Source organism: Wolbachia endosymbiont of Bemisia tabaci (assembly GCF_003999585.1).
Taxonomy (GTDB): domain Bacteria; phylum Pseudomonadota; class Alphaproteobacteria; order Rickettsiales; family Anaplasmataceae; genus Wolbachia.
On sequence record NZ_CP016430.1, the window covers coordinates 366,498 to 381,164 of the forward strand.

Annotated in this window: 12 protein-coding genes; 4 read left to right on the forward strand and 8 right to left on the reverse strand. The window is 33.3% G+C overall.

The annotated features are described in order from the left end of the window. Positions 1 to 204 precede the first annotated feature (204 nt). Positions 205 to 1,557, reverse strand: a complete 1,353-nt coding sequence (gene gltX / locus BBB02_RS01660; protein WP_127463763.1) for a glutamate--tRNA ligase — start codon at positions 1,555 to 1,557, stop codon at positions 205 to 207. A 151-nt stretch (positions 1,558 to 1,708) separates the two neighbouring features. Here gltX and BBB02_RS01665 point away from each other — a divergent pair, with 151 nt between their 5' ends. Then, positions 1,709 to 2,386 carry a hypothetical protein gene (locus tag BBB02_RS01665; protein WP_063630675.1) on the forward strand — a complete coding sequence of 226 codons (678 nt, stop codon included), beginning with the start codon at positions 1,709 to 1,711 and terminating at the stop codon, positions 2,384 to 2,386. A 61-nt stretch (positions 2,387 to 2,447) separates the two neighbouring features. Further along, positions 2,448 to 4,418 carry an acetyl-CoA carboxylase biotin carboxylase subunit gene (locus tag BBB02_RS01670; RefSeq protein WP_127463764.1) on the forward strand — a complete coding sequence of 657 codons (1,971 nt, stop codon included), beginning with the start codon at positions 2,448 to 2,450 and terminating at the stop codon, positions 4,416 to 4,418. On the opposite strand, the gene BBB02_RS01675 is transcribed toward BBB02_RS01670, so the two are convergent. From BBB02_RS01675 to BBB02_RS01700, 6 genes are all read right to left on the reverse strand, one after another. After that, complete coding sequence (locus tag BBB02_RS01675) at positions 4,401 to 5,399, reverse strand: COX15/CtaA family protein (RefSeq protein ID WP_127463765.1); 999 nt, start codon at positions 5,397 to 5,399, stop codon at positions 4,401 to 4,403. The two genes, BBB02_RS01670 and BBB02_RS01675, sit on opposite strands and share 18 nt — an antisense overlap. Then, positions 5,381 to 6,838 (reverse strand): glycosyltransferase family 2 protein, encoded by a 1,458-nt coding sequence (locus tag BBB02_RS01680; protein ID WP_245970157.1) that lies wholly within the window; start codon positions 6,836 to 6,838, stop codon positions 5,381 to 5,383. The genes BBB02_RS01675 and BBB02_RS01680 overlap by 19 nt, the downstream gene beginning before the upstream one ends. Positions 6,839 to 6,975: 137 nt before the next feature. After that, on the reverse strand, positions 6,976 to 7,452 hold the full coding sequence (locus BBB02_RS01685) for a F0F1 ATP synthase subunit B family protein (RefSeq protein ID WP_127463766.1): 477 nt from the start codon (positions 7,450 to 7,452) through the stop codon (positions 6,976 to 6,978). 7 nt (positions 7,453 to 7,459) lie between these two features. Beyond that, a complete protein-coding gene (locus tag BBB02_RS01690) occupies positions 7,460 to 7,939 on the reverse strand; it encodes a F0F1 ATP synthase subunit B family protein (RefSeq protein WP_108783993.1) in 480 nt (159 codons plus the stop codon). A 3-nt stretch (positions 7,940 to 7,942) separates the two neighbouring features. Continuing rightward, the gene (locus BBB02_RS01695; protein ID WP_006014985.1) at positions 7,943 to 8,170 is read right to left on the reverse strand and encodes a F0F1 ATP synthase subunit C; all 228 of its coding nucleotides are present in this window, start codon (positions 8,168 to 8,170) and stop codon (positions 7,943 to 7,945) included. 59 nt (positions 8,171 to 8,229) lie between these two features. Then, a complete protein-coding gene (locus BBB02_RS01700; RefSeq protein WP_015587920.1) occupies positions 8,230 to 8,955 on the reverse strand; it encodes a F0F1 ATP synthase subunit A in 726 nt (241 codons plus the stop codon). A gap of 216 nt (positions 8,956 to 9,171) precedes the next feature. Between BBB02_RS01700 and BBB02_RS01705 the strand changes: the two genes are divergently transcribed. Both BBB02_RS01705 and pheT read left to right on the forward strand, forming a co-directional pair. Beyond that, entirely contained in the window at positions 9,172 to 9,441 is a 270-nt protein-coding gene (locus BBB02_RS01705) for a hypothetical protein (protein WP_010402566.1), read from the forward strand. 110 nt (positions 9,442 to 9,551) lie between these two features. Next, the gene (gene pheT / locus BBB02_RS01710; RefSeq protein ID WP_127463767.1) at positions 9,552 to 11,891 is read left to right on the forward strand and encodes a phenylalanine--tRNA ligase subunit beta; all 2,340 of its coding nucleotides are present in this window, start codon (positions 9,552 to 9,554) and stop codon (positions 11,889 to 11,891) included. On the opposite strand, the gene BBB02_RS01715 is transcribed toward pheT, so the two are convergent. Beyond that, on the reverse strand, positions 11,888 to 14,659 hold the full coding sequence (locus BBB02_RS01715) for a hypothetical protein (RefSeq protein WP_127463768.1): 2,772 nt from the start codon (positions 14,657 to 14,659) through the stop codon (positions 11,888 to 11,890). The two genes, pheT and BBB02_RS01715, sit on opposite strands and share 4 nt — an antisense overlap. Positions 14,660 to 14,667 lie beyond the last annotated feature (8 nt).

Here is a 14,667-nt window from a genome sequence, read left to right on the forward strand (position 1 = left end):
TAAAAATAAAAGTCAAGTATCAGGAATTCTAGACATAAACCCTCCTATGTGAATAAAGAGCTAGCAAAAATAAACTTATGTATTTTTTGCTGAAATTTGATTATTTGGTGAAAAAACCTGCAGGTGAAGATAGATTTTGGATCCTAAAAAACCTTCATTTTCCACTATAATGAAGCTACCAGAGTCTGTCAAGCAATTTTTTATTTAAATTGCTTGCAATCTTTTTATACACTCATCTTTACCAAGAATTACCATGATATCAATGATTCCAGGCGCATCCATTATTCCAGTTATTGGGGCGCGTAATGAGTGGTATATATCGCTCATTTTTATATTATGTAATTTTGAAAATTCCTTAATCTGAGAAGATAAAAAATTCTTATTCCAATCTTCACTACCTACACTCGAAAGAAATGATGCAAGTAATTTAATTACATTGAGGTTAGATTTCACAATTTGCTGAGCTTCTTCACTAAAATCAACTTGAATATAAAATTTTGCTAAGTCCAATAATTCGGTCAGACAGTTTGCTCTTTTTTTCAGCTCTGTCAGTCCCTGCAGTAAATAGCCCTTTTTTTTGTCAGTTAGAGTATTTTCTCTAAGTATTAGAGTCAGAATATCTTCATTGCTCATATTACTAATATAGTGGTTATTCAAATGCTCCAGTTTTTTGAAATCGAGCCGTGCAGGTGAACGACCGATGCTTTCTAAATTAAACCACTCTATTGCTTGCTCATCGCTAATAATCTCATCGTTGCCATGACTCCAGCCAAGTCTTAGCAAGTAATTACGCATTGCCTGTGGCAATATTCCCATCTTTTCATAATCGCAAACACTTGTAGCCCCATGCCTTTTAGATAGCTTATTCCCGTCTTCTCCATGAATTAGCGGTACATGTGCAAAGCGTGGAACATCAAAATCAAGAGCTTGGTATATTAGTAATTGCTTGAAGGTATTAGTGAGATGATCAGAGCCACGTATAATATCGGTTATTCCAGCATCATGATCATCAACCACTACAGCAAAAATATATGTTGGAGTATTGTCAGAGCGCAAGATTACTATTTCATCAAGCTGATCGCTACTTATTGTAACTTGGCCGTATATTTTATCGTCAACAACAATATCTTCTGAGTCTGGCACTTTGAAACGGACAACAGGGTTTGCGCTTGATGTCGAATGAGTACACTTATGCTTATATATTTTTCCTTCTTCTCTTGCTCTTGCCTTCTTTTCTGCAACTTCATCTTCAGGGCAGTAACAGTGATACGCCCTACCCTTTTCAACTAAAAGATTTGCAACTTCAATATGTCTAGCTATTCTTCTCGATTGGTATATTATTTCTCCATCATAGTTTATTCCAAGCCATTTTAACCCATCTATTATTGCATCAATTGCTTCCTGTGTTGAACGTTTTCTGTCGGTATCCTCAATCCTTAGTAAAAACTGGCCACCATGACGCTGCGCATAGAGCCAATTAAACAAAGCTGTGCGAGCTCCTCCAATATGTAAAAATCCTGTTGGTGATGGAGCGAATCTAGTAACTATACCTGGCATATTTGTCTATTGTGATAACATAACCGATGATAACTAAAATTTGTACTTGCAACAACGTGGAACTATAGTAAATTTGAAAGATTAATTTACATTTATTTTTAATAAACTGCATTGTATAATTTAACATTAGTGAATGCAGTGAGGTGTGTATATGGATAATTTATTTGAAATTGCAAGAGGAGTTATAACAAAAGAGGATGAAAATAAATTTATTGAAGCTTGCAAGAAAAGAGTTGCTTGTGTAGCTAAGCATAGAATTGATGAAAATGGAAACCCATTTCATATAGCAGCAAGTAAAGGAATTCTGTTACCTGCGTTAAAAGAGATTATAGAGTATTTAGAAGAAGATACTGAGAGCAGAGTCAAGAAAGCAAAAGAAGCTAAAGATTGGGAGAAAGTAAAAAGCTTAAAAAAGGAATTTGAGAACAATAAGAAATATATTAAGGAAGCACTCCTCGATAAAAGCTATATTAAGGATGACGGGAAGAAGGTAGTATCACCCCTTTATTTCTTGGACCCTGCAGAGCGGAAGGAAGTTAAGCAAATTGCAGGCATAAAATGCAGCTTTATATGTAGTAAAAAGTTTCATCTATGCTTATACATAGTAGGGGCTATAGTGTGTGCTATCGCTATGTGTATATCTTTGTATCTTCTATTTTCGGCTTCTCAATCTCTTGCATTGGCTTCAATAGCAACAATAGCTTCTGGAGGATCTTCATATCTGTTATTTAAGGCATGTAACGAGATATATAGCTTGAATAACGAAAGTACTACATTGACAGATCCTGATGTTATGCAACTTGTAGATAGTGGTTTAGCCCCAACATGAAGTACTTGCAAGGAATAATATAGAAATTTACTTTCTTAACTTAAGGAAGTATACTTATAAGATGATAAGAAAGAAGTATAGTAAAATTTTAATAGCAAATAGAGGAGAGATTGCTTGCAGGATAATCAAAACTGCGCGCAAGATGGGTATATCTTGTGTATGCGTATATTCAGATGCAGATGTAAATTCTGTGCATGTAAGGCAAGCAGATGAGTCGAAGTACATTGGTCCTTCACCTTCTTGCCTGAGTTATTTAAATATTGAAAAAATATGCGAGGTGGCAGTTGAAACAGGTGCTGAAGCGGTTCATCCTGGCTATGGGTTTTTAGCAGAAAATCCAGGTTTTCCCCGTGCTCTGGAAAAACATAACATAGATTTCATTGGTCCAAGTGCAGAAACAATAGAAGTTACAGCCAATAAAATAACGGCAAAAGAAGAGGCAAGAAAAGCTGGAGTAAATGTAGTGCCAGGATATATGGGTAAGATCGAAGATGCTGCCCACGCAGACATCGTTGCTGAAGAGATTGGTTTTCCCGTTATGCTCAAAGCTGCATCAGGTGGTGGTGGCAAAGGAATGCGAATTGTATATTCCAAAAAAGAAATTGAACTAGCATTTACATCAGCAACAAACGAAGCAGAGAAAAGTTTTAAAGATGGTAGTATTTTTATAGAGAAATATATAGAGCTGCCAAGACACATTGAAATACAAATCATAGCAGATAAATATGGCAATATAGTGTGTCTTGGAGAGAGGGAATGCTCGATACAAAGGAATAACCAGAAAATAATGGAAGAAACTCCAAGTCCATTTATTAGTGAAGAAGTAAGACAAAAGATGTATGCCCAATGTGTTTCTTTGGCAAAGCAAGTTGGTTATTTTTCAGCAGGTACTGTCGAGTTTGTTGTAGATAAAGACCAAAACTTCTATTTTCTTGAGGTAAATACGAGATTACAAGTTGAGCATCCAGTAACAGAATTTATAACTGGAATAGACATAGTAGAAGAAATGATTAGAACTTCCTGTGGAGAAAAATTGAGATTCAATCAGGATGATATTAAACTTACTGGTTCTGCAATAGAAAGTAGAATTTGTGCTGAAGACCCATCAAAGAAATTTTTTCCTTCCAGCGGAAGAATCAAATATTACGACAAACCGGATGATGTAAGAATAGATGATGGAGTAGCTAGCGGTTCAGAAATCAGCATGTTCTACGACTCAATGATTGCAAAAGTTATAACCTATGGAAAAGATAGAATAAAGGCAATCAGCAGAATGCAAAAAGCATTGTCTGAATGTTATATAGAAGGAGTAACAAATAATATAGAATTTCTAGAATCCATTTTCCATCATCCAAACTTTATTGCAGCAAAACTCCACACGAGATTCATTCCAGATCATTACCCTAGTGGATTTCACGGCGATTTTATTACAGAAGAATATATTAAAATATTTATCTTTACTGCACTGTATGCTCACTTAGAAAATGAGGGAAGGTATTACAGTAAGTCAATAGAAGAAGTATTCACAGTGAAAATAGATGACAATGAGTACTCCGCAAATGCAAAGTATCAAGATAACACATTAACAACAGTATATAACCACAATAAATACTCCGTGGTGGGTAAGTGGAAATCAAGTTACAGATTACTATATATCACAATTAATGATGATACCAATATAGCACTTAAAATAGAAAGACAAGACAGCAAATATTTCATAAGACACGCAGGTATGAGAGCTGAATGTTGTGTATTGAAACCTCATATAGCTAAACTAAGCAAATTAATGCTAAACAACAAAACTGAAGGGATTTCAGTAGATACTGTGAAATCTCCAATATCTGGTTTATTGGTTAAATTACATGTCAATGCTGGAGATCAGGTAGAGGTAGGACAACCTCTATTTGTTGTGGAAGCAATGAAAATGGAAAATATTATATGTGCTGAATCAGAAATGGTAATAAAAAATATCTCTGTTAAAGAAGGGAAAAATGTACAGGCTGGTGATTTAGTATTAGATCTGATTTCTTAAATAACGCAAGCAGTATAAACCTGATCCAAATAAGATAAATGAAAACATTTGATGGGCTATAGCAATAGCCATTGGTATATGCAGCAACAAAGTGACTATTCCTAGAATTACCTGAATGATGACAGAGAATAGCATAACATATAATGGTCTTATACTGGCATTTTTTATTGTGAGTATTGCTACCAGAACTAATATCAGCAATGCCAGTACTCTATGCACAAATTGCACTGTTGCTCTATTTTCAAAGATATTGAGCCATGTAGGCTGTAAGAAAAATAAATCTTCTGGAACGATTTGTCCGTCCATTAGTGGAAAGGTATTGTAAATTAGACCAGCATTTAATCCTGCAACAAATGCGCCGAAAATTATTTGTATCATGATCAGAACTAAAATAATTCCTACGTAGTACTTGGTGTTACAACTAATCTTAAGTTTAGTTTGCTTTGGCCTGATTTGGTAATCAAAAAATTGATATGACAATAATGCAAAGATACCCAATGCAAGCAGTAAGTGAAGTGCGAGCTTATAGTGACTAACATGAGGATTGACTACCAAACCGCTTTTTACCATATACCAACCAGCAAAAGCTTGTAAAATTCCAAATAATAGTGCTGTAGATAACCTTATTACTGCATTTTTAGGTATTCTTTTTTTTAGTGTAAAGTATATAAATGGTAAGATAAAAACTAAACCTGTCAGCCTTGCAATTAACCTGTGCACATATTCTATTAAGTATATGGTGCGAAACTCTTCCATACTCATACCATAATTAAATGCTTTATATTCAGGTGTAGCTTCATATTTTGATTTTTCTTTTAGCCAGTCTTGTTCACTCAGCGGTGGCAATGTTCCGGTAATTGGTTTCCATTCCGTGATTGACAATCCTGCTTTTGAAAGTCTGGTAAATCCACCAATTCCCACCATGCAAATCACCATGAGAGAGCAGAGAAAAAGCCAAATAGCTACAGGTTTTGCTTCCATAATCCATGCTGAGTTTTATTCCATTGCTGAGGGTGAATAACAAATTCCCACAAAGCGAGAAAAGCTGCAACGCTATGTAGTAGACTATAGACGGGAAAAAATATTGATACTATATAAAAATAAAAAGGCATTTTTTGTTGTCTGATAGCTATTATCAAAAAAATCAAGTTAATACCGTATACTATTATAAAATAATATAAGAATAATTCATTCAAAATTTGAGTCAGCACCAATGAAAGCAACAAAAAAGGAGTCATAAAAAACATCAAAGCTGAGGAACCAACAAAAAAGTTTAATAGCAAAATTCCTTTGAGTCCAGTGTGCTTAAAAAGTAATTTTATATTTTTTAAGTGAACAATGTAAGTTTGCATATAACCTTTAATCCAGCGTGCTCTTTGTTTGATCCAAGCAAACACAGTAGTTGGTGATTCTTCCAATGTTTCTGAATCAATAATCCTGGTTTTATATCCCATTTGCGCAAGTCTCAAACCAAGGTCAGCGTCTTCAGTGACATTGTAAGCATCCCAAAAAAGCACTTTCTTTAAAATTTCCACTGAAAAATGGTTACTGCTACCACCCAAAGGTATTGGCATGTTCATTTTTTGAAATCCAGGCAAAAAATATTGAAACCAGTTCATATACTCGAGAGAAAAGAATTTTGTAAGAAAATTGCAACCAAAGTTATAGTAATTTAATTTCGCCTGTACACAAGCCAACTTTTCGTCGCCCTTATTAAATTCAATTAGTGCTTTTTTTAACTGCAACGGATCTGGCTTGTCATCTGCATCATATATTACCACATACCTTCCTCTAGCAAAACTCATAGCATAATTGCATGACTTAGCTTTTGTTTTAGGCAGAGAATGAGGCACTTTTATTACTTCAAAATACTGTGGTAAAGTGCATTTTTCTATAGCTGCCAACATTTCTTGATCATCTCTCTCTATCACAAGCTTTACATCTAATTTTGATTTTGGATAATCCAAACTTTCAATGCTCTTAATCAATTGCTTTATAACCGCATTCTCTTTAAAAGCAGGCAATAAAATAGTATATATAGGTTCATTCATCTTATCATAATCTGCTTTTTGGTTAGAAATTTTACGCAAGCCAAAAATTTTAGTTACAAATTTGAATAAAGAACTAGAACATCCGATTATAAATATCAACACCAAAGCAAAATATGCATATTTTTTTGTCAGTGTTAAAGTCGAAATCATAACAAAGAAAGAGGAAAAAAAGATTGAACTGAGCCTAATGCTTTTAGCTGAAAAATTAGGATTCTTATAATATAAGTAGTTACTTGCGAATTCTGAAATACCAAAGTGTGAGTTAAGAAGATTTAAAATCTGTTTGCTATCTACTTTTATCAATACATATTCAATACCGTAATGAGATTCGACCCAAAGGTTGATATCTTGGCTTATGTCTTCAACCATAAAAAAAGTAGTATCATTTAATTTTTGCCAAGGAATTATATTAAACCTATAGTAGAAAAGTTTCTCTTATTCTTTGCATAAACTAGAATCAAATTTAATTTTTTCTACATTATCAGTTTGAAGTACAGGCATTAAACTTAATGCAACTTTTTGCTCAAGTCACGTGAAAACGAAGATATAACCTCACTACTACGCTTATCATCTTTACGTTCATGCATTATTTTTTTTACAGCATCAGCAGCTATACTCGCTGTGTTAGCTTGTAAATCCCCAAGAGCTTTTTCAACTTGGTCAGTAACTTTCTTCAAATTAGAATGGGAATTTTCATCTAACGTTTGATCGAGTTGCTGTCTATTATGCTTAATAATACTATTAGCCTTATCAAGTGCTTCATTCATCATTTTGTTAACTTCTGCATCTAATTTTTTGTATTTTTCAGAAGATTTTTTGTAATACTCCAACATATCTTTTCTGAATTTTTCAGTTTCTTCACTTGAAAACTTGCTTTTGTTACGTTTATTGTTAAGCGCGTTTTTTATTATCTTCCTTAGCAATTTATATGAGAGGATAAAACCTACTAAAAAAGCAAGGCTTATAACTAGTAATGTAGACATAAAAACCCTAAAATTCTTTGGATACCAAATCAGCAACAAATTCCTCTTCAATCTCAGAATTAGCTAACTTAGTATAGTAAATCAAAGCAATACTAGTAGCCATTTGTTTTAATTCACTAATATACTTAGATTTAAATTGTACTACCTTTTCTTCAACAAGTTTAATCATCTTCTTGTCTTCCTCTTCCAATATATCCTTAACATTCGCTCTCATTTCTTCTACTTGAGCAAATGCATCATCTATGATTTTTTTTGCCCGTACTCTAGCTTGATTTAAAGCTGCATTATACTTGGCAATTTGCTCTTCTGTAAGTCTTAAAAGGTGAATAGAACTATTAAATGAATCTAACACTTCTTTACTTCTAGTGCTTATTATTTCATCTAACTTCGGTAAAAACAAACAACTCACTATAAAAAAAAGTGAAGAGAAAAAAATTAAAAACCAGAAAATTTGAGAAGAGAAAGTTGAAATATCAAGCTGTGGCATCTGTTAAGCAGCAAATATTAATAACATTGCAAGTACAAACGCAAGCAACCCCATGATTTCAACCATGGCAGCACCAATATAAACGTAACTTTTCATTTTACCTTCTGACTCAGGATTTCTCGCAATCCCATTTAACATAGCAGAGAAGATATTAGCTATACCTAAACCAGCACCGAGCATTCCAAATACAGCCAAACCAATTGCTATAAATTTTAAAGCCACTAAATCCATATATTACCTTTAACTATTTCTTTATAATATAATTGTAAAATATTCTGCAAGGAAGTCAATTACTTTACTGCATCTGACAAATATACACATGTTAATATAGTAAATATATAAGCTTGCAAAACTGCAACAAATACTTCAAATCCTATTAGTGCAATTATAAACAAAAAAGGTGCAGGTGTAAAAAATATGTTCATATTTACGACGAATCCTGCTATCACTTTGATGATTGTATGACCCGCAATCATATTTGCTGCAAGCCTTATTGATAAACTAATCGGTCTTACTAAATAAGCAAATAATTTAATAATGATGATTATAGGTGCAAGCCACGAAGGAGTTCCTTTTGGTAGCAATATACGTAAAAATTCTACTCCTCTTTCTTTAAACCCAACAATCGTTATATAAGTAAAAACCACCATTGATAAAGCGAAGGTAACTATCACATGACTTGTAACTGTGAAACTATAAGGAAGAACACCAACTAAATTACACGATAAAATGAAAATAAATACTGTAAATATCAAAGGAATGTGCTCCAAACCTTTGCTTCCAGTGTTACTTTCTATTATTGAAACAATAAAATCATATACATATTCAACTGCAGCTTGCAAATATCCTGGTATTACTGCACCTTTTCTTATTCCAAGGAGCAAAAACAGTACCATTAATATCACCGAGATCATCATAAAAAGAGATGAGTTGGTAAAGTTTATGTCATACCCAAATAATTTTGGTAGTTCTATTATTGTATATACTTTAAATTGTTCTAGCGGATTTAACGCCATTTTGACCCTGTATACTTAAACTGCAGCAGTAAATAAAGTATAAATTTTATAGAATAAAGTCAAGAATTAATATAAGGAGCTCTGTATTATTATAGCATTAACATATTAACAAAATATACAATTAAAATGCAAATTATAGTCAGCTACCAATCTTATTCTAAATTCTTGACTTAACATCTTATTTTAACTATAATTTAATTTTAATATGAGGCAATTATGAACGAAATAGATTTTACTAATCCACCTTTAAATTTAGAACAGGAATGTGGTAACGGGTACATCAAGTTTACAGATTATTCTTCTAACTCAGACACTGGTCTTTTCCACATGGCAGGTGAAATGCTAAATGAAAGCCATGATGTTATAGGAAATTTCACTGGTGATGCTTACATTTATAATTTCCATATAGATGATCACAATATGAACATTCAACTCTGCATGGAAATGGACTGCAAAGGTGATATAAAGAAAATTCTTTCTTTGTAGAAAGAGTAGGCTTCTCTGTTGTTTCTTGCAATATAGAAGCCACTTATTACAACAAACTTTAAAAACATCACATTTTACATTACAATGAATTTTTGTTTCTTGTTAGATAAATGAAGTTCACATTATCTTGGTTATTAGAGTACTTAGAAACCAATGCTAATTTAGAGGAAATTACTGATAAATTAACTCACATAGGGTTGGAAGTAGAGAATGTGATCGACAATTCCAGATTGGCCGGGTTTGTTGTTGCAGAAGTATTAGAAGTTGCACCTCATCCAAATGCTGATAAATTAAAATTATGTAGAGTAAATGATAGAAGTAAAGTTCTGCAGATAGTCTGCGGAGCAAAAAATGTTAAAGAAGGCATGAAGACTGTACTTGCATCTCTTGGTAGCACATTGCCAGAAAGCAACTTTACAATTAAGCCTACAAAAATAAGAGGAGTGCTAAGTGAAGGGATGCTCTGCTCTGCCTCTGAGCTTTCGCTGACTCAAGATGAAAGTGAAGGAATAATCGAGCTTTCTGATGATTATAAAACAGGAGATAAATTTTTCAATTGCGATCCTGTAATTGACATAAACATCACTCCAAACCGTGGAGATTGCTTAGGTGTTTATGGAATAGCACGTGATCTAGCAGCAACTGGAATTGGAACGTTAAAGACTTTAACCATTCCACAACTTACCGCTTCTATGAACTCACTAATAAACGTCAAAGTCATCGATGGGGAGAGTTTTATTAGTGGAGCATATATCACTAATGTAAAAAATAAAGAGAGTCCAAAATGGCTAAAAGATAGTCTGGAATCGATAGGAATGCGCTCCATTTCTGCAATAGTTGATATTACTAATTACATTATGATATCTTTCGGGCGCCCGATGCACGCGTATGATGCAAAAAAAATAGAAGGAGAGCTCATAGTACGCAAAGCAAATGACGAAGAAAAATTTATTGGTTTAAATGATAAAGAGTACTTATTAAACAAAGACATAAGAGTTATTTCTGATAATAAAAATGTTCATGCAATTGCTGGAATTATGGGCAGTAAGTACAGTGAATGCACTCTTGAGACTACTGATATCTTTTTAGAGTCTGCTTGGTTTGACCCCATCTCTATCACTAAATCTTCAAGGCAGCTAGGCATCTCCACAGACTCAAGTTACAGATTTGCACGTTCAATTGACCCTGAATTTACCCTTGATGGACTCAATCTTGCAGCCAAAATGATTTTGGATTTATGTGGCGGAGAAGTGTCAAGTGTAGTGTCTGCTGGCAATCTGAACAAGGCTGATACCAAGATAAATTTCGATTATCAAGATGTAAACAAACTTGGAAGTGTATCTGCATCACCTGATGAAGTATTCAATATTTTAACAAAATTAGGGTTTAGTATCGATAAAAAAACCGAAGGTAATTGGAATATACAAGTACCAAGCTGGAGACCAGACATAAAAATACCTGCTGACCTAGTTGAAGAGGCAGTAAGAATATACGGCTATGATAAAATAAAGGAAGAGCAACTAGCAGAAGACGTTACAGTAGAAGAAGAGACACAAGATGATTTGCGCATTTTAATGACAAGCAGAGGATTTCATGAAGTGATAACTTGGTCTTTTATGAGTGAATCAATAGCTGAAAAGTTTGGTTACTTGAATAAGTTATTCATTATCGATAATCCATTTAATAATAACTTCAATATAATGAGGCCAAGTGTCATACCAAATTTGTTGCAAGTCACTGCAGATAATATTGCTCACGGGATATCTGATCTCGCAATTTTTGAAATTGGACCAATTTATAATGGTGAGGCTCAGTTTAAGTACGTTTTAAGTGGAATTAGATCAGGAAATAATTCGCCGAAAAACCACTATAACACTGATAGAAAAGTAGATATTTTTGATGCAAAGGCTGACCTCATAACAGCTTTGGAACTTTTTAATGTCAATTGTGATAATTTAGCAATAGAGAGAGCAGAAAAAGAATATTATCACCCAGGAAAATCAGGCTCCTTATCTTTTAGAAGTAAAATAGTTGGTTATTTTGGAGAATTGCATCCGAGTATATTGGATTTTTTTAACATCAAACAAAAAATTGTAGGCTTTGAGTTGATATTAGAAAATATCGAAAATTTACCTATAAGTAGAAAAAAATTTATCGATTATAAATATCAAAGTGTAAAACGCGACTTTGCATTTATTGTAAATAAAGATGTAGCAGCAGGCAGTATAATCAATATGGTGAAAAAAAGCTCAGAGCTCATCACAGAAGTTTTGATATTTGATGTATATCATGGAAACAATATAGAATCGAATAAGATGTCTATAGCATTTTCAGTTACTTTCTGCTCTCCAACTCACACTTTAACTGAAGAGGAAATCCAAAAAGAATCAAATATGATAGTCAACTTAGTGTGTGAAAATACTGAAGGAACTTTGAGAGCTCATTATTAAGCCGTAATCGCCGTTTCCTGATTTTGCTGTGTCACGTTTACTTCATCCAATTTATTTCCTATCTTGAATTCAATATCTTTGAAAAATCTATCCCACATTCCATGCAAATGCTCTTCTATTTGAGGCCACACATCATTTTTAAATGTTTCTCCATCATCAGAAAATAAATTACCAAAAAAAACTCCTACTTCCTCATAACTTGATTGAAAATGTTGAAGAAATGTTTCTACTTCCTTATGAGTATCATGTGCCACACTCAACGCTTTTCCTTCTGCGCTCTTATCCCCACGCATTGCAACGGCAAGACCTGTTTGAATATATCCCAAGCCTGTCCTAATAGCTTTTATAGGCTGCAGCCATGAACTCTTATCGCTTTTTGGCACATTATTTACTATATTTTCCACCAACCTATTTATTAAAGGAGACAATAAATCTTGACAAAAGTGTTTGATATTATCTTTCATTTTAATTACAGGACTTTTTATGCACTTTTCTGCCAAGTAGTACTCAAGTTCCGCTTCCTCTAATAACTTCTTAATTGCTTCTTCATCAAAAATTTCATGCTCGAATGCTTTAAGTAAAGCATCTTCTATTATTGCAAACTTTATTTTTTCGCGAGATTCCAGTTCTTCTCTATAATCATTTTTTGTTTCTTCATTTATCAATAATCCTTTTTCTTCTAATTCTAACTGTTTTAATGCTTTCAGAATTTCTTGGTTATTTTTCAAGTGCTTCTCTATTAATTTCGTATTTGGATGCTTTTCTCCTTTTCTATTCCACTCATCTTCTAAGTACTTATTTAAGTCCTTATTCCCTTCTATTATTTTTCTTAATAGTATAGGTTGTTCAGGTCTTTTTAAGTATTTTTCAATTCTCACTCGATGTGAATTAATCTTTTCTACTAGATCTGGTGCCCCCCTTTCTAATAACTTACATGAATTCTCTATACCCTTTGCTTGACTTTTAAACAAATCTTGTGTTTTACGTTTCGTTATTTCTAAATACATCTTTGCTATAAAATCATTCACTTTACCTGAAGCTTCTTCTAAACTTTCCCCATTCAAAGGACCTTTTATCTCCTCTTCTAAATCTCGAAACTGGTCTATTAAGCTTAGCATGACTAATAGGCCTAACTCACCCTTTGCTTTTTTCATTACTGATTTTACTAGCCTTCGCTCAACTTCTTGATCACCATACTCGAACTTAAAAAGACCTTCTAATTTCCTTTTTAAATCATCGTTTGTTAAGTTGTTTTTTCCTTCATTATACACTGCTTTCAGCTTTTCATGTATCCCAGTATATCTTACTTGTCCTTGTTTTTTTAAATCTTTAATTATTTCTTTAGCATCATTCAGAACTTCCTCTGTTTTTCCAAGATCTGTATTCTTATAAACATCAATTATTGTTTTCCTAGTTATTTTCCCTTCTTGTATAAGTCGCTCCCATTCTGCTTTAAATACAGGAAGCTCACTATCGTCTAGGGCATTTGGCACTTTTGCTCCTGCTTCTTTTAGATCCTTTATTATCATCTCTTTCTCATTTGGTAATTCCTTACCTTGACTTTCTAACTTCTGCTTCACTAAAGTATTTTTTAGCTCATCTTCCAGCGAAAAATCTTCTCCCCGTCTATTCTGCTGAAACTTAATTGCTTGTATAAAGGCAACTTGATAAGCATTTTCTATTAAGTGAGTTGTCAACTTAGAACCTATACTACTCACCACTTTCAACCTGAATTCGTTCAATAATTCCTTCAATTTATCACGTGTAATCTCTTCTTTTTCTAGCTTCACCAGCTCTTCCATACTTTTTGCAAATTCTTGAATTGAAGTTGCAATCACATTCTTAATTTCATTATGCAAGGGCTTAAGACCATTGTTTAAATTGATACTAGCTGATAATTTCAGTATGATATTATGCTCTAAACCCCGCTTCACACTAAACCATTTATCATTTCCATTTTCACATAAATCTCTAAGCAGTTGTTTAAATTGCGGTGGAAATTTTATTTCCATATCCCATGTAATGTTTGGTTCAGGAAACTCCGTTTCATGAAAAGATATCTCAATATTTTGGTGCTTATTAGAATATCGCCCCATACTTATTTTAAGAACAGCAACTAAAGAGTGAGATAACTCTCTATTTAAAAGATAAAAAGTAGCCAAAGCAATTGTTGCAGGAACAATTAAGGCTACAAGCACAGTCACATTAACAAAAATTGCTATTGCAGCAAGAGCACCGTATGCAAATCTTCTCGATACACTTGTTTCACTCTTTTTTGCCTTATCTTCCACTACACCTTCTTGTGTTTTGCTGCCTGCTTTAAATCTACTGTATATGACTAACCCCATTGCAACAAAAGCAATATAAGGAAGTATTAAAACTGACAGAGCTAAATTTAATACTTTTTTCTCCGGGCAAGCTCTGTTTATCTCTTTAAATATTCTACTTGATATATTATACCAGGAAGTAAAAAAGTCAGAGTTGTAATCTTTATAATGAAATATACTGAGTGGAACATTAAAAGCAGCTACCTGTTTAGTTAACCAATCTTGCTGACTTATAGCATCAAAAAATTCTTCTCCCTCTTCTGAATTAGCAAGACCTAAATCATTCTCTTCTTCTACATTAGAAACATCTTCCATAGCATCAAAAAACTCTTCTTCCTCTTCCAAAGCAACATTAAAAATAGATTCTACTTTACCTAAACCATCACTGTTGTTATTTAAATCAATAACTTCTCTATGACCATCTGCAACAACTTGATTCATATCACCAC